Source organism: Parabacteroides chinchillae (genome assembly GCF_900108035.1).
GTDB classification, from domain to species: domain Bacteria; phylum Bacteroidota; class Bacteroidia; order Bacteroidales; family Tannerellaceae; genus Parabacteroides; species Parabacteroides chinchillae.
Window position 1 is genome coordinate 1 of sequence record NZ_FNVS01000020.1, and the last position, 22092, is coordinate 22092.

The 22092-nt window shown below is 40.0% G+C and carries 16 protein-coding genes; 5 read left to right on the forward strand and 11 right to left on the reverse strand.

Translation table 11 applies throughout. The features are described from left to right. Window positions 1-186: hypothetical protein (locus tag C4S38_RS16135; RefSeq protein WP_234999403.1), on the reverse strand; the 186-nt coding region annotated here is incomplete at its 3' end. 167 nt (window positions 187-353) lie between these two features. Then, window positions 354-1304 (reverse strand): NAD(P)H-dependent flavin oxidoreductase, encoded by a 951-nt coding sequence (locus tag C4S38_RS13795; RefSeq protein ID WP_103984175.1) that lies wholly within the window; start codon window positions 1302-1304, stop codon window positions 354-356. 146 nt (window positions 1305-1450) lie between these two features. Here C4S38_RS13795 and C4S38_RS13800 point away from each other — a divergent pair, with 146 nt between their 5' ends. Further along, complete coding sequence (locus C4S38_RS13800) at window positions 1451-1633, forward strand: hypothetical protein (protein ID WP_099465359.1); 183 nt, start codon at window positions 1451-1453, stop codon at window positions 1631-1633. Window positions 1634-1846: 213 nt separating this feature from the next. Continuing rightward, window positions 1847-3958: a M3 family metallopeptidase gene (locus tag C4S38_RS13805; RefSeq protein WP_103984211.1), complete on the forward strand. Its 2112-nt coding sequence runs from the start codon at window positions 1847-1849 to the stop codon at window positions 3956-3958. Between the two features lie 157 nt (window positions 3959-4115). Here C4S38_RS13805 and C4S38_RS13810 read toward each other — a convergent pair whose 3' ends face one another. From C4S38_RS13810 to mfd, 5 genes are all read right to left on the reverse strand, one after another. Then, window positions 4116-5429, reverse strand: a complete 1314-nt coding sequence (locus C4S38_RS13810; protein ID WP_103984176.1) for a Na+/H+ antiporter NhaC family protein — start codon at window positions 5427-5429, stop codon at window positions 4116-4118. Beyond that, entirely contained in the window at window positions 5429-8014 is a 2586-nt protein-coding gene (locus C4S38_RS13815; RefSeq protein WP_103984212.1) for a DUF5686 and carboxypeptidase-like regulatory domain-containing protein, read from the reverse strand. The genes C4S38_RS13810 and C4S38_RS13815 overlap by 1 nt, the downstream gene beginning before the upstream one ends. A 229-nt stretch (window positions 8015-8243) precedes the next feature. Then, complete coding sequence (locus C4S38_RS13820; protein ID WP_103984177.1) at window positions 8244-10844, reverse strand: beta-mannosidase; 2601 nt, start codon at window positions 10842-10844, stop codon at window positions 8244-8246. Window positions 10845-10895: 51 nt separating this feature from the next. Next, the gene (locus tag C4S38_RS13825; protein ID WP_103984178.1) at window positions 10896-12797 is read right to left on the reverse strand and encodes an AMP-dependent synthetase/ligase; all 1902 of its coding nucleotides are present in this window, start codon (window positions 12795-12797) and stop codon (window positions 10896-10898) included. A 64-nt stretch (window positions 12798-12861) separates the two neighbouring features. After that, window positions 12862-16203 (reverse strand): transcription-repair coupling factor, encoded by a 3342-nt coding sequence (mfd, locus tag C4S38_RS13830; RefSeq protein ID WP_103984179.1) that lies wholly within the window; start codon window positions 16201-16203, stop codon window positions 12862-12864. Between the two features lie 248 nt (window positions 16204-16451). On the opposite strand from mfd, the gene C4S38_RS13835 reads away from it, so the two are divergent. Then, window positions 16452-16886, forward strand: a complete 435-nt coding sequence (locus tag C4S38_RS13835; protein ID WP_103984180.1) for an RNA 2'-phosphotransferase family protein — start codon at window positions 16452-16454, stop codon at window positions 16884-16886. Between the two features lie 36 nt (window positions 16887-16922). Here the strand turns inward: C4S38_RS13835 and C4S38_RS13840 are convergent, their stop codons facing one another. Next, window positions 16923-17597, reverse strand: coding sequence for a hypothetical protein (locus C4S38_RS13840; RefSeq protein WP_103984181.1), 675 nt, complete (start codon window positions 17595-17597; stop codon window positions 16923-16925). A gap of 260 nt (window positions 17598-17857) precedes the next feature. Here C4S38_RS13840 and C4S38_RS13845 point away from each other — a divergent pair, with 260 nt between their 5' ends. Both C4S38_RS13845 and C4S38_RS13850 read left to right on the forward strand, forming a co-directional pair. Continuing rightward, the gene (locus tag C4S38_RS13845; RefSeq protein ID WP_103984182.1) at window positions 17858-18595 is read left to right on the forward strand and encodes a polyprenol monophosphomannose synthase; all 738 of its coding nucleotides are present in this window, start codon (window positions 17858-17860) and stop codon (window positions 18593-18595) included. Window positions 18596-18673: 78 nt separating this feature from the next. Next, window positions 18674-20023 (forward strand): dihydroorotase, encoded by a 1350-nt coding sequence (locus C4S38_RS13850; RefSeq protein ID WP_103984213.1) that lies wholly within the window; start codon window positions 18674-18676, stop codon window positions 20021-20023. Here C4S38_RS13850 and C4S38_RS13855 read toward each other — a convergent pair whose 3' ends face one another. From C4S38_RS13855 to C4S38_RS13865, 3 genes are all read right to left on the reverse strand, one after another. After that, complete coding sequence (locus C4S38_RS13855) at window positions 20024-20569, reverse strand: 7-carboxy-7-deazaguanine synthase QueE (RefSeq protein ID WP_103984183.1); 546 nt, start codon at window positions 20567-20569, stop codon at window positions 20024-20026. Further along, window positions 20556-20888 carry a 6-carboxytetrahydropterin synthase QueD gene (gene queD / locus C4S38_RS13860; protein ID WP_103984184.1) on the reverse strand — a complete coding sequence of 111 codons (333 nt, stop codon included), beginning with the start codon at window positions 20886-20888 and terminating at the stop codon, window positions 20556-20558. The genes C4S38_RS13855 and queD overlap by 14 nt, the downstream gene beginning before the upstream one ends. Before the next feature lie 76 nt (window positions 20889-20964). Beyond that, a complete protein-coding gene (locus C4S38_RS13865) occupies window positions 20965-22086 on the reverse strand; it encodes a hybrid sensor histidine kinase/response regulator (RefSeq protein WP_103984185.1) in 1122 nt (373 codons plus the stop codon). Window positions 22087-22092: the final 6 nt, after the last annotated feature.

Here is a 22092-nt window from a genome sequence, read left to right on the forward strand (position 1 = left end):
TAGGTGTACGGAGGCTCCGCCGGTGCGTTGGTGATACTTTTGTAGGTGTACGGAGGTTTTCCGTGTGGTACGGACACACGTTTTGGGCAGGCTGCAAGGGCAGCCTGCTATGTTTTGATTGTTTTTTACGTGAAAAAGGTGGGTGGAGGAAAGGTTACGTTTTTTTTGCAAAATATCCTTCTTCATGAAGAAGGACTGCGGAACATGTATGTTCCGCAGATATATGTCTTATACAAGGAATGTATTTCATCTTGTTTATGAGATGTTGCGGGGGCAAAGATAGGGATTTCTTGTGCGGTAAGGAAAAATATCTGCGTAAATCTGCGCTTGTTTGCCGTGCTACCCGGGAACTTTTAAAAAAGATTCTGCGTATAGTTTATGTTTTCCAATGCCAGTTTATATCCTTCGATAATATCATGCATTACGTCTGCAACCGGCTGCAGTTCCCAGAATTGGGAAGCAACCTGGCCTATTTCCAGTTCGCCTTCTTTCAGATCGCCTTCAAAGATACCTTTCTTGGCACGTCCTTTGCCTAATAATTCCCGTAATTCGTCGGCAGAGGCTCCGCGGGCTTCGGCTTCTTCTACTGCTGTGGCGAAGTCTCCTTTTGCCAGACGGGTAGGAGCAAGCTTTTTAAGTAATAACCTGGTATCACCTTCCTGAAGATTCAGACATAGTTTTTTAAAGTCTTCATGGGCCGAACTTTCCCAGGTGAGCGCAAAACGTGTCCCTATTTGTACGCCTTCGGCTCCCAGGGCAATGGCTGCCAGCATAGATTGACCGCTTCCGATGCCACCTGCTGCAATCAATGGCAATGAAGTGGCTTTGCGAACGGATGGGATAAGGCACATGGTGGTGGTTTCTTCGCGCCCGTTATGCCCTCCGGCTTCAAAACCTTCGGCTACAACAGCGTCTACGCCGGCTTCCTCGCATTTGGTTGCAAATTTGGAACTGCTTACTACATGAGTAACAATGATTCCGTGTTTTTTAAGAAACCCTGTCCATGTTTTAGGATTACCGGCTGAGGTGAAGACTGTTTTTACCCCTTCTTCTACAATTATATCCATGATTGTTTCTATCTCCGGGTACATCAACGGCACGTTTACGCCAAAAGGTTTGTCCGTAGCCGCCTTGCATTTGCGGATATGTTCGCGGAGCACCTCGGGGTGCATGGAGCCTGCCCCTAATAAACCCAGTCCGCCTGCGTTACTTACGGCAGAGGCCAGTTTCCATCCGCTGCACCATACCATGCCTGCCTGGATAATGGGATATTGAATCCCGAAAAGTGTTGTAATTCTATTCATATTCTGTTACATATTCTATGTCAGGTTGTTTTATATATTACCGGTTTGTTGTTTAAGCATTATGCGAAAATAAGTGATACTGATGAAACAACAAAATGAATGGCCGAAGTGTTACAATATTAACTAAACAATAAATACATAGAGATATGCCGGAAAAAATATTAAAAACTTTATGGGACGAGAGTGATGAGCTGTTTGATGAAACAGGATCAACCAGGTCGGTGTTGTCAGACGATTATACTTCGGGAGATGTTAAGGATTTGACAGACGATATAGAGAACAAGATTGATGAAGAAGACGACATCATAAAAACCGAGTTGGGAGAATAACATTCTTTATCCGTCCCCGGAATACACAGAAAGGCTATATCATAATCGGGAATTTTCCGAATTTTGGTATAGCCCTTTTTATGCCTGTTTACCTAATCTTCCTTATATTTGCAGGGAGTATCCCGGATGCATAAATGATGCAATGGACATGTATAAGAATTTCCGCGGGAAAGAATCGGGGATTGAAATAATATAACATAAATTCTATTAATGATGAAACAATTAATTATGGCTACCGGATTGGCGCTCGTATTGGGAGCATGTTCTGGCAAAAAGGCTGAAGTTGCGGAAACCGGCAATCCGTTTCTGACAGAGTTTACCACTCCATTTGGTGTTCCTCCTTTTGAGCAGATAAAACTAGAGCATTACAAACCTGCTTTTCTGCAAGGAATGGAAGAGCAGACAAAAGAGATTGAAGCAATTGCAAATAATCCGGAGAAACCTACATTCGAAAATACGGTTGTGGCATTAGACCAAAGCGGTAAGCTGCTCCGGAAGGTAAGTGCTGTTTTCTTTGGCCAGAACAGCGTTAATACAAACGATGAAATGCAGGCTTTGAATAAGGAACTGTCTCCATTACTGTCGAAACATGATGATGATATAAACCTGAATCCCGCCTTATTTGCACGGGTAAAAGCTGTTTATGATAATCAGGCAAATTTGAATCTGGATAAGGAACAGACAAAACTATTGGACGAAATCTATAAAGACTTTGTTCGTGGAGGTGCTAACCTGGATGCGGATAAGCAAGCTAAATTACGGGAGTTGAATAGTGAAATATCCATGCTTCAACTTACATTTGGCCAGAATGTGCTGAAGGAGACCAACGCGTTTCAACTGGTAATTGATAATAAAGATGATTTGTCCGGGCTACCGGAAACATTAATTGCCAATGCTGCATCTGCTGCAAAAGCTGCCGGGATGGAAGGCAAATGGTTATTTACGCTGCATAATCCAAGCGTGATGCCTTTCCTTCAATATGCTGATAACCGTGCTTTACGCGAGAAAATATTTAACGGTTATATTAGCCGCGGCAATAACAATAATGCCAATGATAACAAAGAAGTCGTACGCAAGTTGATTACTGCTCGCCTGGAAAAAGCCAGGTTGATGGGATATGAAGACTATGCTGCATTCGTACTCGAAGAACGTATGGCAAAGAATGCAGGTAACGTATATAAACTTTTGAATGAAATCTGGACTCCGGCCTTATCCAAAGCCAAAGAAGAACTGGCAGACATTAATGCCGAGATAAAGAAAGAAGGCGGCAACTTTGAAGCCCAAGGCTGGGACTGGCGTTATTACTTTGAGAAAGCCAAGAAGGCGAAGTTTGACTTAGATGAAAACCAGATCCGTCCGTATTTGAAATTGGATAATGTGCGTGATGGCGCATTCTATGTTGCCAATAAATTGTACGGCATCACTTTTACACCGATAAAGAATATCCCATTACCTCATCCCGAGGCGCAGGCATTTGAATGTAAAGATAAGGATGGAACCTATCTGGGCGTGCTCTATTTTGACTTTTTCCCGCGCGAAAGCAAACGTCCCGGAGCCTGGTGCGGAACCTATCGTTCGCAGACATATCAGGATGGAACCCGTCTTGGTCCGGTGGTTACTATAGTGTGCAACTTTAGTCAGCCTGCTGCCGGACAACCGGCTTTGTTGAGCGCTGATGAAGCAGAAACATTGTTCCACGAATTTGGTCACGGGCTGCATAATTTATTTAAGGATGTACATTATTACGGTGTGTCCGGTGTACCTCGCGATTTTGTAGAACTTCCTTCCCAGGTTATGGAACATTGGACATTTGAACCTGAAGTATTGAAGGTTTATGCCAAACATTATCAGACCGGAGAAGTAATACCGGCCGAACTGATAGATAAACTGGATAAGAGCGGTAAATATGGCCAGGGCTTTGCTACAACCGAATATCTGGCCGCTTCTTTGCTTGATATGGATTATCATGTAATGAAAGAAATCCCGGCAGGTTTGGATGTGATGAAGTTTGAGAGTGAAACGTTGGGAAAGCGTGGCATCTTAAAGCAGATTCCATCCCGTTACCGCACTACTTACTTCAACCATACTATGGGAGGCGGTTATACTGCAGGATATTACAGTTATATCTGGGCAGAGGTGCTGGATGCGGACGCTTTCGAAGCCTATAAGGAAACAGGCGATATATTTAATCCGGAGGTGGCAGATAAATTCAGGAAATATATTCTGACTCCCGGAGGAATAGACGATGCGATGGTAATGTATGTGAACTTCCGCGGAAAAGAACCCGGGACAGGACCATTGTTGAAGAACAGGGGCTTGAAATGATTCATAAAAAGAGTATACGTGCTGTTTGTTTAAAGGACGTATACTCTTTTCTAAAAATATATATGTGATGCAATGCCATAAAAGGTTGGCATCGGAATAGAAAAAGGTTAGCATCCTGATTGCAACGTTCGGCAACAAAACAAATTCTTCCCTTCCTTTAGTTTGTATATTTCCGGGGATATCCGGCGAAGATGGCAAGTAAAGCTCCGGCTCCCAGTAAATAAGGATAATACAGATATTGCATAATTTCGATAGGCGAGGTGTTGCCAAGCCCGGAAGCCATTAATAGTTGTGCTCCATAAGGTATGATACCTTGTACGAAGCATGAAAAGATATCTAACGTGCTGGCACTTCGACGCGGATCGACATTAAACTTATCCGCAATATCTTTTGCAATAGGACCAGCCATTATCAATGCTATCGTATTATTGGCCGTGCATAGGTTGGCAAAACCGACTAAGCCGGCAATACTGATTTCGGCTCCTTTGGAGGAGTGGATATGTGATGTTAATTTTTGGATGATCCAGTCTATTCCGCCATTGTAACGAATCATTTCGAGCATACCTCCTGCCAGCAGAGTGACAATAATTAATTCCCCCATATTGGTAATCCCCGATCCCATAGCTGCATTCCATCCCCACACGTCGAAACTTCCGGTAATCAACCCTACAATCCCGGATAGAATAATCCCGATAAAAAGAACAAGCATCACATGCATACCACATATAGCCGTGATTAGAACCACCAGATAAGGCACTACTTTTCCCCATTCGATGGAAGAAGGTATATAAGCCTCACGCACTTCACTACCCATAAAAATATATATGAGCCCTGTAATGATTGCGATAGGAAGGGCGATCCGTATATTTACCTTGAACTTATCCGACATTTTGCATCCTTGCGTGCGGGTGGCTACAATAGTGGTATCGGAAATGAAAGACAGGTTGTCGCCAAACATTGCCCCGCTAACAACAACACCCAACATTAAAGCGTCAGGCATTCCGGTCTTGCCGGCTATACCTACGGCTACGGGAGCTAAAGCTACAATGGTTCCTACGGATGTACCTACGGAAATGGATATGAAGCAAGCTGCAATAAAAATGCCTGCCGCCAGCAGATTGCCAGGCAAGATAGACATTGCCAGGTTGACGGTTGCATCTACTGCACCCATGGCTTTGGCAGTTTGGGCAAAAGCTCCTGCCAATATGAATATTAATACCATCAGCATGATATTACTGTTGGCTGCTCCCCGGCAAAATTGTTCTATCCTGTTATTTAATTTTCCACCTTTTGAAATAGCAATAGCAACAATAGACGATATAACAAAAGCTACGGTTATAGGCATTTTGTAAAAATCTCCGGCCAGAATCGATACTACCAGATAGGATAGTAAGAATACGGCTAGAGGTAATAAAGCCCATGCGTTTGGTGTATGGCTGAGTGTTTTCTTTTCGAACTTTGAATACTGCATCAGAATGAGAACCGGAGAGCTATACGGACACCGCCTTTTTTAATATTAGGCTGGTCCAGGTAAGTCAACCGGCGATAATAGTCTATTCGTAAAATTTTGAAAATATTTTCCAGACCGACACTGGCCTCCATATAAGGAGTGTTGCCCAGAGGGGTTGTACCATCGGGTAATGTGAATAATCCGGGAGTCAGTGCCGGATTGTTTTTATCGGTCAAACCTCCATAAACCCCGCTGAAGGAGACTACTTCACGCAGTTTCAACCACTTTACCCCAGGTATACGGTTCAGTATCCATCCTTTCAGATAGTAGGTGAAATAGAATGATACATATTGGTCTGTCACAAATTCCAGGGCGCGCATCATATTGAATGCTTCGGGTTGAATTGTGATAGACTGGTTTGTATTTGGCATAATCAATAAGGGGAAAGGCACTTTATCCCACACTTTACCTGCTTTTACCTGGGCATCGATATGACCGAAAGAAGATAACCAAATACGTTTCTCCGCACTGATTTCCGTATGATTATAATTGTAATCTCCGCCTAATACGCCTTTTATACCTAATTGATGTGACAATTTGAATACCGGGGCATCTTTTGATAGATTGAAGACAGATCCTTTACCCGAACGTCCGTTGTAAGCACGTTCTCCCGGAGCAAAACGTAATTGGGCTCCAATTTCTGAGGTCGTAATACTTTTTATACGTGTCTTTGTACCATCCGCATTTTCAAGATCATAATGCAATGTTCCTGCAGCTTCATTATTCTCGTTTCGGGCCCAGGTTTTAAATGTAAGGCCGTTTAACCATTCCTTTTCGTATTGGAACATCGACTTGCGGATGTATTGCATCTTCGTAACAGGTTCTCCCACTTTCCAGGCAACGAACATATTGTCTTTGCTGGTAAACAGGAAATCCTGACCGGGTGTATATACATCATATTCCTGTATGAATGAAAGATTATTTACAGGGCTTTCTCCTTCGTGATATGCCTTTTTATTAAAACTATGCGTCAGTTTGACATTGTATTTCAACTTTCGGTCATTAACCCCGTAGGCCAGATAGCCACTTGCAAACCAGTACGGATTTAGGTTTGCCGTAGTCATGCCCCCGACACGCATGCGGAAACCTTCCAGGTGGTTGGCACTAAAGGTGGTGTTCATCGGACCGAAATCAAACTTACTTTTACTCTTATCGCCGGTAGTTGGTATGTAACCGGATATAAGAATTTCAGCAGTCTTGATGATGACATTAAATGCCGGTACTTTACGTAGCTGGGCTAACAGATCATCTAATGCATTTTCTTTTTCTTTTAATGGAATATGCCGGTTATTTATCCAGAATGTGTCTGTCTGAGCTGTCGCTTCCGGCAAAACATGGAGAGGGCCTAAAAGCCCGAATACCGAATCTGCATTCTGTATGTTGAAATTATATTTGTCGAAATTTCGTAGCTGGTGGGCATATAATTGTTGGGTTCCTTTTACGATATAGAAGTTGACGTACGTATTTTCATTGCTTAATACCCAGGTACTGTCCGGCATACGTTTAAATTCTTGTTCGATGCGAAGTTTATCTACCCAGTTCAGGTTAATCTTTGCAGGTGTGTTTAAAACAAACTTTTTTACTGCATAATTGCCATCCAGAGTAATATATAGCCGACCTGTGAAACCGTAACTCTGACTGTTTACCGGAACAAAAGCCAGGTCTACGCATTTATCGCCTGACACATCCAGTGTGTCCATAATATAATACTTATAATAGGATGTGGCAAGGGTGGAGGACAGGGGACTTACGAACCGGTTTAAGAGGATATTAATGTTGTTGTCAAAAATATTTACTCCTTTGAATATCTCTTCAAGGTTGGAAGTTATACCTCCTCCGTCATCTAATGTCTTATCGATACCTTGCTGACGCTTTGCTTTTGTTATCGTTTTTTCTGTTTTCGGACTCTTACGGTAGTAGATATCGGATAGGGTTTCACGGACAGAAATTGTTAAGATAGGTTTGCCATTGAACTCGGATGTATCCAGGTAGTTCTTTATAAATTTGAATTTCTTGAGGAATTTGTTTTTATCCAGATTCGGATTGAAGTTGTCTAAAGACATACTGAGTTTTTCGTATGCTTCGGTTTGATATTCGTCTTTTGCCTCAATACGGTTGTCATTCTTATGTTCTATTACTTTTTTTATAAGTTCAACTGCCGGATTGTCTTTTCGGCTATATTTTTCTTTTTGGGGCTTTATTTCGATTTCTGCGATTTGGAAAGAGGTAGGGCGAAGCATGATATCCAGATTATCATTCTTTTTACCAACATTCAGACGTACAGTTTTATTATCATATCCTAATGATGAAATAATAAGGTTTTTGAGTCCTTTGTCATTCTGTAAAGTGAATTTTCCATTATCATCGGTCATCGCGCCAATTGTGGAATTTTCGAAAATGACAGACACGAAAGATAATGGTTCTCCTGTGACAGAATCTTTTACAATACCGGATGCGGTAGTGATACTTTGAGCGTATATGACAGATGTTCCGGTTACTGTAAGTAACAGAATCAGGAGTAATATATAACGAATCAGTTTTACCATAACTATTGTTATTCCTTCACGGATAATATAGTTTGCAAAGGTACATTTTTTCTTGTTAGGAGAGGGAAGCCGGCTATTAATAATCATTAATCACACTATTGTATCAAAACTATATATACTTAAGATGACAATGTATTTATCCGGAAAAGAAAGTCTTGTCTTAACAATTCAAATAAGTTGATTTTTTGAATTGTTAAGACAAGACTTTTATATTCAAAAGAGATGCCATTTAATAGGCATCTACGATACTGAAACTTTTTAACTGTTTGTCAAATGTTGTTTTGTCGAGCTTTGTTGTAACATGGATGGTTACCGGTTCGCCGGGCAGCAAATCAAAATAGTTGTCCGAGAAAAAGTTATCTATACCATCTATGCTAAGGAATACAGCGCGCGCAAATACATCACTTTGCAAAGTGACATTGAAACCGTCGGCTGCAGGGACAGAAGTCATTTGTATGTCAGCTTCAGGAAAATCTATGTCTTTATAGCGGGTAAAGAAGTAATTATTGGAAACAACTTCTTTCGTGTTGTTTTCGGTGAAGCGGGTGTTCACAACTACTTCGTTCTTTTGTTTTCCTCCCAAAACAGATTCTATCGGTACCGAAAATTGTATTTTACTGGTGTTTGCGGGTAAAGTAACATTATTCTGTTTTTCAAAAAGTACATTGCCTTTCAGATCCATTACCCGAATATCCAGTTTCCCTTTAGTAGATTTTAGGCGATCTGATACGATCCATACGTTTAGGTTACTATCTTCTGCAATTGGCGAAACTAAAATGTCATTGAATGCCTTTTTAGTAAAATAATGCTGTGCTTTCCATCGTCCGTAATAATCGCGGCTAGACCAGGAAGCTACAGGCCAGCAGTCGTTATGTTGCCAGAATAGGGATCCCATATTATAAGGCATCATACGGCGGTGTGCTTCCATTGCCGTTTTCATAGCATCTCCCTGCAACAATATACTCATATACAATGTGCTGGGGAAATCTTTTGGTTTGCGATATTCATCAGATGTAATCTTCTCGATCCGGGAATTGGCTATCTGTCCACCACGTTGGTGTGCCATCATTACATCCGAATAAATATCATGGTCGCGTTCTTCAGGTGCGTATTTCAATACGGATTGATATTCAGGAAAAGATTGGAACCCGTATTCAGAAAAAAAGCGGGCTTTTACTTTATTGAAATGGGCTACGGAATCAATACCTTGCCATACACCCCAATAGTGTGCGTCGCCGTTTGGATTCCAGTTGGGTTTACCACTTTCACATTTTGCATCCGGATCGCCTCCATAAGGGGAAGATGGCCAATAAAAGGTTGTAGGGTCATATTCTTTTACAACGTCGGCAAGCAAATGATTGAACAGTTTTTTTGTATCGTTACGCAATTGTTCGGTTACGCCGTAAGCATCGAATTTTCCCATCCAGCCCCAATTGAACCAGGCTGTATGTATTTCGTTGTTACCACACCAGATTGCTATGGACGGATGATTACGCAGACGCACTACGTTTTCGATGGCTTCTTCCCGGATGTTCTCTTCCAGTTCCGGTGTTAACGGATAGATGCTGCAGGCAAACATAAAATCTTGCCATACCATAATACCATATTTATCGCAAAGATCGTAAAACAGATCGTTTTCGTAAATACCGCCGCCCCATACGCGTAGCATATTCATATTTGCATTAACTGCATCTAATATAGTTGTCTCGTATTGTTCCGGTGTAACGCGTGGTAAAAAATTATCTTGTGGAATGTAGTTCGCTCCTTTTGCAAATACAGGAACTCCGTTCAATTCAAAATAAAAAGTATGACCATCTTTATCCGGTTGGTTGACAACACGAATACTGCGAAGTCCCAGATTGGTTGTTTTAGTGTCGGCCACTTTTCCGTCCATAGTGATAGTAGCTGTGAATGGGTATAAATGAGGTTCACCCAAACCGTTTGACCACCATAACTTCGGATTGTTGACTACCAAATCCGTTTCTATCAGGTTTACACCTTTCTTTACCCGTGTTTTTTTATTCCAACCGGCTTTAATGCCATCAGCTTTAATTGTCAACAAAACCTCACCTTCTTTATCTGCTTTGAATTGAACGTGGGCTTTAATGTCTGCACGTTTGGCATTGACGTTTGTTTGTTCGTAGAAGATATTGTCAATAATAGCATCATTCCATCCGATCAGATAAACAGGACGCCAAATACCGCTCGTCACGATACGTGGTCCCCAGTCCCAACCATAATGGTAGCCGGCTTTCCGGGCAAATACACTTACTTTTTTATCGAAAATCCCGCCGTTTTCAGATTGGTCGTTGCCAGCTTCTACAGGGAATTTCAGGGCATCAAATTTAGGAAGATCTACTTTGATGGGAGAATGGAAGTAGATGCGCAACTCATTTCCGTCTCTTTTTAATAAGCTTTTTACGCTTACTTTCCATTCGCGGAACATATTGTCGGCTTTCAGAATGCAAGAATCATTCAGATAAACATCTGCATACGTATCCAATCCTTTAAAGTCGAGTTCGATATTGTCTTTGTTGAAAATGTCGGGAGATACGTTAAGTGTTGTTTTATATTCCCAGTCTTCTTTATCTATCCATTGGATACTGCGTTCATTAAGACGATAAAAAGGGTCGTCAATAATCTTGTTGTTCATCAAATCTGTCTGAACAACTCCAGGTACGGTTGCCGGGTACCAATTGTTACCTCTGACTTGTTTAAATATCCATCCTTTGTCTATCTCCTGTTTTGCTACGCCATTGGCTTTAACCGGAGGCGCAGCCGACAATACGGAAGCCAGTGCTAAGGAGGAAACTACTGTTTTGTAAAACATAGGTGTTTAGATTTAATTATTTAATGATGTTATTATATTATCTGTAATTTTTTACAGAGCCTTATTGTTTTCATTATTCACCGGATTTTTACCTTCCGGGGTATAAAGATACTTAATACGGTTGGCATACGTTTTTTCTACTTTACCGCGAACAATCTTCATGGTACTATTAACCATGCCGTTCTGTTCGGTAAAGGGTTCGGGCAGAATTGCAAAAGTAGTGGGTAACCACCGGTCGGGAAACATATTCCCTAATTCACCTCCTTTGCGGAAACGATCAATTTGTTTTTGGATAATGCGGATTGCTTCTTCCTTTCCTTGATCGGTATCTAGTGTGAGGTGTAAGTGTGTCAGATGCTTTTTTAGCCTATCTTTGTTTGGAACAACCAATGCTACGGTATATGGATTTTGATTATTGTACAATAGTAATTGGTCTATACTTGATGAGTGTTCAATTAAGGCTTCTTCAATTCCTTCAGGGCTATATTTTTCACCATCACTTCCGATCAAGAGACTTTTAAAACGACCTAGTACATATAATAATCCGTCATTTCCCATATAACCCATGTCACCGGTATAAAGCCAACCATTTTTTATCGTATCTGCTGTAGATGCAGGGTTTTTCCAATATCCAGCCATTACATTTTCGCCTCTTATAACGATTTCTCCTTTTTCTCCTGCGGGAAGCTCATTTCCTTCATTGTCACATATTTTCAGGTCCAAAGGTTTGACTAATACGCCGCTACTGCCGAATGTATGATGCTTGGGGCTATTTGTAGAGATTACCGGTGTAGCTTCGCTTAGCCCGTAGCCTTGGTACATAGGAAGCCCGATCGCATAATAGAATTTTTGCAGGTCTTTATCCAAAAGTGCTCCTCCACCAATGAAAAATCGTAGTTGTCCTCCAAAATTCCCACGTATTTTGGTAAACAGAATACTGTCAAAAAAGCTAACCAGTGGTTTAAGTAACATCCTCCAACCACGTCCTTTATTTTCCCCTCCGTTACCATTATATATATAGGCAATCCGCAGGCCGGTATTGAAAAGGCTCATGATAATTTTGCCTTGGCTTCGTACGCCTTGTTCTATGTTTTTTTTGAAATTTTTGGCTAAGGCCGGAACACTCAGGATCAGGTAGGGCTTAAATTCTTTAATGTTGACCGGTATGTTTTTGAGTGTTTCCATACCTGTTTTTCCTACTTGCACGGTTGCAACGGAAGCCCCTTTGGACATAAAGATATAGAAACCTACAACGTGTGCAAAACAATGATCCAGAGGTAAAATAACCAAAGTTCGCCAATTGCTGTCAATATCTACGCATGTAAGCGATTGCTCGATATTGGCTGTGTAATTGCGATGAGTCAGTATGACTCCTTTTGGGTCAGCAGTTGTACCGGATGTATAGGTTATGGTTGCATAATCGTCATTTTGCAGAGATTGCCCGACAGAAAGAAACTCGGATAATGAATGCTGAGATAGCCACTCTTTTCCCATATTAATAACTTCGGATAATGAAATTTCATTTTTCCGGTATTCTGTTTGCTCGTCAAATATAATTATTTTCTGAACCAGAGGCAGTTGATCTATGATATTCCGGATTTTTTTCAATTGGTTGCCGGATACCATGATGTATTTGACATCGGCATGTGTAAGGCGGAACAGAAGATCGCTTGCTTCTTCCAGTTTTATAGAAAGCGGAACATTGGTTGCACCGGCATAAAACATAGCCAGTTCTCCTATTATCCAGGCATTGCGTCCTTCACTAAGTAACGCCATATTGTCGCCTTTTTTTACTCCTAAAGCTATAAGTCCTGCACCAAGTGCGTAAACCTGATCTTTTACCTGAATGTAGGAAGTTGGTTCGTATTGGTCTTTTGTCTTTTCCCAAAGGAAAGGATTGTCCGGATATTGTTGTACCGAGTTTTCAAAAAGGTCAATCAGCGTCTTTTTCATTTTTATTTGGTATCTGTTTTAGTTTCTCACGGAAGAATTTATTATTTCGTGAGAAAGGTAATTTTTACTCTATTTCTTGCAAATAGCTACAGGCCATTTCCACTGTTGGTACGTTTTTTATAACGATACTGCGTTTTCCATTCTGATCACGTAGTGTACATTCGCGTGGATGGCGCTGAATGAATGAGAGTAACCGGTCAAAGGCTTCGCTCTGGTAGTATGGGCTTTCCGAGTTGGATATTAAGAAAATACTCATTCGTCCGTTTTTCAACATAATTTTTTCTATACCTAGCTTTTTACCCATACGGCGAAGACGGACGATGCGTATTAATTCTTTTCCTTCCGAAGGTATTTTCCCAAAACGGTCTTTCAGACGTTCGGTAAAGGCAAGGATATCCCGCTCTTCTTCCATATTGTCTAATTCGCGATAAAGAGAAATACGCTCTGAATCATTAGGAATATAGGAAGGAGGAAACATTAGTTCCAAGTCGCTCTCGATATGTGTTTCACGTACAAATTCATTTCCTGTTTTGTATTTCCTGCTTTCCATATCCGCATAAAGCTCAGAGAACTCGTCATTTTTTAATTCATCAACGGCTTCTTCCAGTATTTTCTGGTAGGTTTCATATCCCAGATCGGCAATAAACCCACTTTGTTCTGCGCCAAGTAAATTTCCTGCACCCCGGATATCAAGATCTTGCATAGCTATATGAATGCCGCTTCCTAATTCTGAGAAGTTTTCGATGGCCTGCAAACGGCGACGGGCTTCTTGCGTAAGAGTTGATAATGGAGGAGATAAAAGATAACAGAATGCTTTTCTGTTGCTTCTTCCTACACGTCCGCGTAACTGGTGAAGATCCGATAACCCGAATTGCTGGGCATTGTTGATAATGATTGTGTTTGCATTCGGTACGTCAATACCGTTTTCAACTATGCTAGTGGCAATTAATACATCATATTCGTAATTAACAAAATCGATAAGCTTCTTTTCCAGCTTATCCGGTGCCATCTGGCCATGTGCTACAACTATGCGTGCATCTGGAACTTCACGATGTATCAATGCTTCCATCTCAAAGATGTTCTGAACGCGGTTATTGATGAAAAACACCTGTCCGTTACGGCTCATTTCAAAATTGATAGCTTCGCGGATAATGTCAGGATTGAAACGTTCTACCTCTGTTTGTACCGGATACCGGTTGGGAGGAGGGGTGGTGATGCTGGAAAGGTCGCGTGCACCCATTAAAGAAAATTGTAATGTTCTGGGGATAGGTGTAGCTGTCATGGTAAGCGTATCGACATTCACTTTCATGTGACGGAGTTTTTCCTTAACAGTGACACCGAATTTCTGTTCTTCATCAATTATAAGCAGTCCCAAATCTTTGAATTTAACGTCTTTGCTTACAATACGGTGTGTCCCGATCAGAATATTTATCTTTCCTTCTTTTATATCTGTTAGAGTTTCCTGGATTTGTTCATTACTGCGTGCACGGCTTATATAATCTATGCGGCAGGGGAAGTCTTTCAGACGTTCGGAAAATGTCTGGAAATGCTGGAAAGCAAGGACTGTCGTTGGAACCAATACTGCTACCTGCTTGTTATCCGCTACCGCTTTAAAAGCAGCACGTATGGCAACTTCCGTTTTACCAAAGCCAACATCCCCACAGATGAGACGGTCCATAGGACGTAAACTTTCCATGTCATTCTTTACGTCAGCAGTTGCTTTCATCTGGTCTGGCGTGTCTTCATAAATGAAACTGACCTCCAGCTCATGTTGCATAAAACTATCAGGACTGTAAGCAAAACCTTCTTCCTGTTTACGCTTGGAATAAAGGAGAATCAAATCGCGGGCAATATCTTTTACCTTTTTCTTGGTTTTCTCCTTCATTTTTTCCCAAGCACCGGTTCCCAGCTTATTCAGTTTTGGGGGGACTCCACTATCTTTACCTTTGTATTTGGATAGTTTATGGAGAGAATGTATGCTGACAAAAATGATGTCGTTGTTCTGGTAAATCAGTTTAATGACTTCTTGAACTTTACCGTTTACTTCTGTTCGTACCAATCCGCCAAATTGTCCTACGCCATGATCTATATGTACAATATAATCTCCAATAGTGAATTGGCTGAGTTCTTTTAAAGAAAGCGTTATTTTTCCACCGCGTGCTTTGTCGCTTTTTAAATTGAATTTGTGGAAACGATCAAAAAGCTGATGGTCTGTAAATAGACATATCTTTAATGTCTCGTCCGTAAATCCTTCGTGAATGGTTTTATTTACCGGCGTGAAATGAATATTATCTCCTCTGTCTTCGAAGATGGCACGGATGCGGGCAGATTGCTTTTCTACATCACTTAATATGTAAAGAGTATAGCCGCTTTTCAGATATTTCTGGAAAGATTCGCTAACCATATCGAAATTCTTGTGATAGATAGGTTGAGGTTGTGTGCTGAATGTAATTGTTGCATCAGCGGTGCCGGTCGAACGTGCCCCAAAATTGATACGGCGAAAATCCAGTGCTGATCGCAAGAAATCTTCTTCCGTTGTTAGTTTGTTCCGCATGTCATCAATGCTGGCGAAAGAATCTTCGTCTCCAATCACCGGAGCGTCATTCCATATACTGCCAATGCGTTCTTTGCACCAGGCTAAGTCGCGTGATGCTAAGATTGTATCAGACGGCAGTGAATTAAGCAATGAATGTTTGGAACTATTGTTTTTCAGCATCTCAGGGACAATGTAGATACTTTCCAGTTTTTCTTTGGAGAGTTGTGTTTCTACATCAAAAGTACGTATTGTTTCTACTTCATTGCCAAAAAAGTCGATACGGTAAGGAAATTCGTAAGAGAAAGAAAATACATCAAGAATACTTCCACGAAGAGCGTATTGACCGGGTTCATATACATAATCCACACGCTCAAACCCGTATTGGTCCAGAACATCGGAAACGAATATATTATCCAGCTTTTCTCCGGTATTTATTTTAAGCGTGTTTTCTTTTAAAGTTTCCCGGGAGACAACTTTTTCTGCTAATGCGTCAGGATATGTAACGATAATAAAAGATTTGCCAGTGTCTTGAAGCATACTAAGTACTTCTGTCCTTGATATTTCGTTGGCAGCATCAATATGTCCATACTTGATGGCGCGACGGTAAGCGGAAGGAAAAAAGAAAATCTTATTACTTGCCGTAAGTTGTGTAAGGTCATGATAAAAATATCCGGCCTCTTCCTGATCGTTTAGAATACACACAAAGCTTCCCCCTTTTTTTGTAAAAAGAGAAGCGATTGTCATTGCGGCACCCGAACCGTTTAATCCTTTTAAGAATATATTACGGGAAGTTTCTTTATTTAGTAGGGTGTCTAACGCTGCCACCTGAGGATGCGCAGCATATATTTTTACTAATTCTTGTACCTCCAATTGTATAAATGAATAATTGATAGACGCAAAAGTACGGAAAATGTCGTAATGTATTATTTAAATCGTCGAAAAATAAGTTGATATTGCTAGTTTGCCAATTCTAAATAATGTATTACATGCTTCACAAAACAGAATAGGTGTTTTTTTATATGGTATCTATTTTTGCTTTTGTAAGCTTACGGAATTAATTAATTCATAGGCGGGTTCCGAAAAGCCTTTGAAAGAGTAGGAATTAAAAATTAATTTATATGTGTAATAATGTAAAAGATGCAAATGCAGAAATGAATCAATCCAAGCAGGAATTGCAGGATACCAATAAACAAGAAGTTTGCCAGTGTTTTGCCGCACCAAGTTTGCCAAAGTATTTATATCACGGTACGGATGAAAAAACGGCCGATTTAATTGATAAGACAGGTTTAGGTGGTACACATCCAAAGCCATCCGTGGTGAATCCGGGAAGTGTGGTGAAAATGAACCGGGAAGTATGGTGTGCTACTTCTATAGAAGAAGCAGTTGGATCGAAAGGGGGAAAAGTGAGGTATGAAATTGATACAGAGCAAGTCATTGGTTTGCACTTGGGTGAATTTATACAAAAGAGAGGATTTTGGGTGTTTATAGGCACGATACCTGCCGATAAGATGAATACCTGTTGTATTAAACATATAATGAAATCAAAGAAATAAACAAACATATCATGGCAGGTTAATCCTGCCATGATACTAGTATAAACCGATCATTATTTCATAGAAATATTTAGTCGAATATCTTCCTTTTTTGATATACTTTTCAGATGGCAGGGCATTTTCAAATATACAAGGCCCTGTTGTACCTCCTCCCAGCTTTGGAGGAGCAGGATCGAACAGATAAAAATATTCGTTTTCTTGTTTTAGGGCAACCCAATGTTGATAGCGTGTCAAGGCTAATAAATATTTGTGTTTATAGGTTTGCTGTTTGAAATCATCAGACAAAATTTGTTGGCATCGTGAGTTTGTTAATCCGGAAAGGTCTTCTTTTAATATTTCAGACCGGAAGATGCTTTCTTCTTTTTCTTGAGAATAGTATAATATGGGAGACAGGTGGATTGATTGGCAATAGGTTACAATTACGGAAGGAAGAATATGGTGACTGTTTTTCTGCATGTTTACCGGATTATTAATGAACCGGGTACAAACACTGTTGGGGGATTTTCTGAGATATATTCTTTGTGAAGCTTGTAACTGGTTGTAAATAATATGTCCCAAAGGTATTTTGTAAGAAGTTTTGAATTGAAAGAATCGGTTTTGTCCCAAATCTTTCAGTATTGCGGCTAATGCATAACCGGAGCATCTGTTATTCCAATAACCTTGATGTTCACACCCAAATGAAAAATCGTGATATGAAGTATGTCTGTTCATAGCTGTTTTATGTTTATTATGTATCGACGAAAGTATGGGATGTGTACTGCGAATGAAAAAAGTTTTTTTCGGTTGTGAAAAATACTTTGTGGATAGAATCAAATGTTCTTTATTATTTGGAGTTACTTGGAATTCTATGATGTGGAATGGGAAAGTAAAGTGATTGATTTATACAAAAAATATGTAACTTTGAGCTGTATTTTATTGATAGTTTTTGTTGTTCGAAATAAATAATTGACAATTAATATATTAATCAAGGTATGTCAGACAGTATTGTTATTATTCCTACATATAACGAGAAAGAAAATGTAGAAAATATCATCCGTGCCGTGTTTGGTTTGGAGAAAGAATTTAATATTCTGATAATCGATGATGGTTCTCCGGATGGAACTGCCGGCATTGTGAAAGGTTTGCAGAACGAATTTCCAGAACGTCTTTTTCTTGTAGAACGTCAAGGCAAGCAAGGTTTGGGTACAGCATATATTTGTGGCTTCAAGTGGGCTATTGAGCATAAATATGATTTTGTGTTTGAGATGGATGCAGACTTTAGCCATAATCCGAATGATTTGCCAAAATTGTATGCGGCATGTACCGGACAAGGAGCCGATGTTGCTGTAGGTTCCCGTTATTGTAATGGAGTAAATGTTGTAAACTGGCCTTTAGGACGTGTGCTGATGTCTTATTATGCTTCTGTATATGTCCGTTTTGTTACGGGTATGAAGGTGCAGGATACAACAGCAGGATTTAAGTGTTACCGCCGCGAAGTTCTGGAAACAATGGAACTGGATAAAATTCATTTTAAGGGATATGCTTTCCAAATTGAAATGAAATTTACAGCTTATAAATGCGGATTCAAGATAATTGAAGTTCCTATTATCTTTATCAATCGGGTTTTAGGTGTTTCTAAAATGAATTCTTCTATATTTGGTGAAGCTTTGTTTGGGGTATTAAAGCTTAAATGGTGGAGTTTCTTTAGAAAATATCCTAAACGGAAATAATTAAAGTATAAACTTATAAATGATCCCGATCATTTTTATAAATCATCAGGATCATTTTATAAAATCATCGGGATGAAAATGAATAAGGTGTTAATCCATAATGCTCGCATCATTAACGAAGGCCGTATATTTGACGGCTCCGTGATGATAGATGGTGATAAAATTGCTGCAGTTTATGAAGGTCAAATATCGGATGCCGTTAGGTCGGAAGCAACGGAAGTTATTGATGCTACCGGAAAATGGCTATTGCCAGGTGTGATAGATGATCAGGTTCATTTTCGTGATCCGGGATTGACGCATAAAGGTGATATGGGCACGGAAAGCCGTGCTGCAGTTGCCGGAGGTGTTACTACTTTCATGGATATGCCGAATACCAAACCTCAGACTACGACAATTGCCGACTTAGAATGGAAGTTTAATAGGGGGGCAGAAGTATCGGTAGCTAATTATTCATTCTTTTTTGGCGGCACGAACGACAATATGGATGAAATCCGTAAATTAGATCGTAGCCGTATTCCTGGTTTAAAGCTATTTCTTGGTTCGTCTACCGGAAATATGCTGGTTGATAAAAAAGAATCTTTGGAGCGGATATTTGGAGAAGCAGGTATGTTGATCGCTATCCATGCAGAGGAAGAGGAAGTGATAAAAAGAAATATTGCTTACTATACGGGAAAATATGGTGATGACCTGGATATTTCTTTCCACAGTAAAATTCGTAATGAAGAGGCTTGTTATGCTTCTTCGGCTAAGGCAGTGGAGCTTGCTACGCGTTTGAATTCCCGTTTACATATATTGCATTTGTCTACAGCAAAGGAACTGACGTTATTAGATAATAGTAAACCCCTTAATGAAAAGAAAATTACAGGAGAAGTCTGTGTGCATCATTTATGGTTCCATGATGGAGATTATGCCTTGTTTGGTAATCGTATCAAATGGAATCCTTCTATAAAAACTCTGGAAGATCGTGAAGCTTTACGAGCTGCCGTTAATGATAATACAATCGATATTATTGCAACAGACCATGCTCCGCATCTTCCGGCCGAGAAGGAAGGCAGTTGTTTGAAAGCTGCTTCCGGCGGACCTCTTGTTCAACATTCATTGATTGTAATGCTGGAATTGGCGATGGAAGGCCGTTTTACATATGAGAAAGTTGTGGAAAAAATGGCTCACATGCCGGCTGATTTATTCCATATAGAAGAGAGAGGATACATCCGTCCCGGTTATTATGCCGACTTAGTATTGGTTGATCCTCAATCTGCATGGACTGTCTCAAAAGATAATATATTATATAAATGCGGATGGTCGCCTTTTGAAGGTTATACTTTCCACCATGCCATATGGAAGACTTTTGTTAATGGGCAGTTGGCATATAGCGATGGCCGCATAAATGACTCTGTTCGCGGTATGGAAGTAAAATACAATAATTGATTATTGGATGTGTATCAGCTTGTGGGTTTGCAAGCTGAGTTTCCATTTGGGATGTGCTAGTATATAGTCTACCACTTCTTTCGTGTTTTTGCAAGAGCAAGGCTGCAAATAATGATGTTGTGCCGGAAGTTCAAGATAGGGTGATACATCTTGTCCGGTATAAACTACTTTTACTTCATCCATGCGGTTTAGTAAAACCGGTGCGTCTTGTTTAGGAGAACAGGTTACCCAGTCTATAGATGCGGGAATGGAGCGAGTTCCGTTAGTTTCGATACAAACTATTTTCCCGGCCTGATGTAATTGTTTAATAAAAAGGTCATCTATCCATAAAGATGGTTCTCCTCCTGTTAAAATTACCATGTTGGCAGGATAACCGTCAATCGTTTGCAGAATATCTTTGTCAGACATTAATTCTCCTGATTCATGCTGTGTGTCGCAAAAATTACATTTTAAATTGCATCCGGAAAAACGAATGAATATGGCAGGAGTTCCTGCATGAAATCCTTCTCCTTGCAGGCTGTAGAAAATTTCATTAATCTTTCTCATAAATAGCAGTGTTTCCTTCCGACTCTTGAATTTCTACTTTAAAACACGAATGCAGTTGATCACATATCCATCGGGCAATGTTTTCTGCCGTAGGATTAAATGGCAGTATTTCGTTTAGGTTTTGATGATCAAGAGTTGATTTTACAATCTTTTTTATGTGACTGAAATCTATCACCATGCCGTCGGCATTTAATTCTTTGGAACGACAGTAAACTGTGATAATCCAATTGTGACCGTGCAGATTTTCACATTTACTGGGGTAGGAGAGTCTGAGGCTATGGGAAGCCGATATCTCCATGCGTTTAATAACTGTGTACATATAGAAATTTTTATAAGTTTGAAATCTGCATCTAATGTCACCTTGATGCAGGCACAAAGATATAAAAAATTACGCTTTATTCATTTTGGTTTAATGCTTTCATCGAGAAATGGAAAGTTGTACCTTTTCCTTCTTCCGATTCAAACCATAGTTTCCCGTCATGTAATTCAACAAAATCTTTACATAACATCAAGCCAAGGCCAGAGCCTTTTTCATTGTTTGTTCCGTAGGTCGTAAAATGGGTGCTTTGATTAAGTAATTTGGCTTGATTTTCTTTTTTGATGCCTTTGCCGGTATCTTGAATAGTGATAATAACAAAGTCTCCATCGGTTTTACTTTTTATAGTGATAGTTCCACCTTCAAAACTGAACTTTAAAGCATTGGAAATTATATTACGGACAATGGTTTTCAACATATCAATATCTACGGATCCCATTAGTTCGTTATCAAGTCCTTCTAATAGAATATTGACGCCTTTTTGAGCCGCCATAGGAATATACATTTCTGCTGTACTTTCAATGATAGAATTGATTTCAGTCGGTTGTTTGTATATTTTTTGTTTGTTTAACCTGTTCTTGGCCCATTTTAATAAATTATCAAGTAAAAGGAATATTTCTTCTGATGTTTTGTTCATCATCTGAAGCATTTCAAATACTTCATCACCTACTTTTTCTTTATCTACCATCATTAGAATGGCATTATTCATCATTTTTAAAGAGCCAAGAGGCGAACGTAAATCATGTGCTATTACAGAATATAACGTATCGCGTGATTCTATTGTACTTTCTAATTCTTGTTTGATTCGTTTAATACTGTATAGTTCGTAACGGTGAGCAACTCGCTTTACTAATTCTTCACGTTGAAAAGGTTTGGTTACATATTCGGTTGCTCCTAACTGGTATCCTTTTACAATACTCTGCATGTCACTTAAAGCAGACATAATAATTACAGGAATATTGTTTGTTTCCGGATTGCTTTTTAAATGTTGAAGCACTTCATAACCATCCATTTCCGGCATCATAATGTCAAGCAGGATAAGGTTAGGATGTCTTTCTTGAGCAAGGCGCAAAGCTTTTGCTCCACTATCGCAAGTAAGAAGAGTATATCCTTCCTTTTTTAGTATAGCTTGCACTAACATGACGTTTGTTGGTACGTCATCTACGATTAAAACTGTATAGTCTGATGCCAAGTTGTTCATCTGATT

Excerpts from the sequence above, each read along its gene's own strand:
- C4S38_RS13805 (WP_103984211.1), top strand. The coding sequence starts at position 1,847 with ATGAAACAATTAATTATGGCTACCGGATTGGCGCTCGTATTGGGAGCA.
- C4S38_RS13850 (WP_103984213.1), top strand. The coding sequence starts at position 18,674 with ATGAATAAGGTGTTAATCCATAATGCTCGCATCATTAACGAAGGCCGT.
- C4S38_RS13855 (WP_103984183.1), bottom strand. The coding sequence starts at position 20,569 with ATGAGAAAGATTAATGAAATTTTCTACAGCCTGCAAGGAGAAGGATTT.
- C4S38_RS13845 (WP_103984182.1), top strand. The coding sequence starts at position 17,858 with ATGTCAGACAGTATTGTTATTATTCCTACATATAACGAGAAAGAAAAT.
- C4S38_RS13815 (WP_103984212.1), bottom strand. The coding sequence starts at position 8,014 with ATGGTAAAACTGATTCGTTATATATTACTCCTGATTCTGTTACTTACA.
- C4S38_RS13840 (WP_103984181.1), bottom strand. The coding sequence starts at position 17,597 with ATGAACAGACATACTTCATATCACGATTTTTCATTTGGGTGTGAACAT.
- C4S38_RS13800 (WP_099465359.1), top strand. The coding sequence starts at position 1,451 with ATGCCGGAAAAAATATTAAAAACTTTATGGGACGAGAGTGATGAGCTG.
- C4S38_RS13835 (WP_103984180.1), top strand. The coding sequence starts at position 16,452 with ATGTGTAATAATGTAAAAGATGCAAATGCAGAAATGAATCAATCCAAG.
- queD (WP_103984184.1), bottom strand. The coding sequence starts at position 20,888 with ATGTACACAGTTATTAAACGCATGGAGATATCGGCTTCCCATAGCCTC.
- C4S38_RS13865 (WP_103984185.1), bottom strand. The coding sequence starts at position 22,086 with ATGAACAACTTGGCATCAGACTATACAGTTTTAATCGTAGATGACGTA.
- C4S38_RS13820 (WP_103984177.1), bottom strand. The coding sequence starts at position 10,844 with ATGTTTTACAAAACAGTAGTTTCCTCCTTAGCACTGGCTTCCGTATTG.
- C4S38_RS13825 (WP_103984178.1), bottom strand. The coding sequence starts at position 12,797 with ATGAAAAAGACGCTGATTGACCTTTTTGAAAACTCGGTACAACAATAT.
- C4S38_RS13810 (WP_103984176.1), bottom strand. The coding sequence starts at position 5,429 with ATGCAGTATTCAAAGTTCGAAAAGAAAACACTCAGCCATACACCAAAC.
- C4S38_RS13795 (WP_103984175.1), bottom strand. The coding sequence starts at position 1,304 with ATGAATAGAATTACAACACTTTTCGGGATTCAATATCCCATTATCCAG.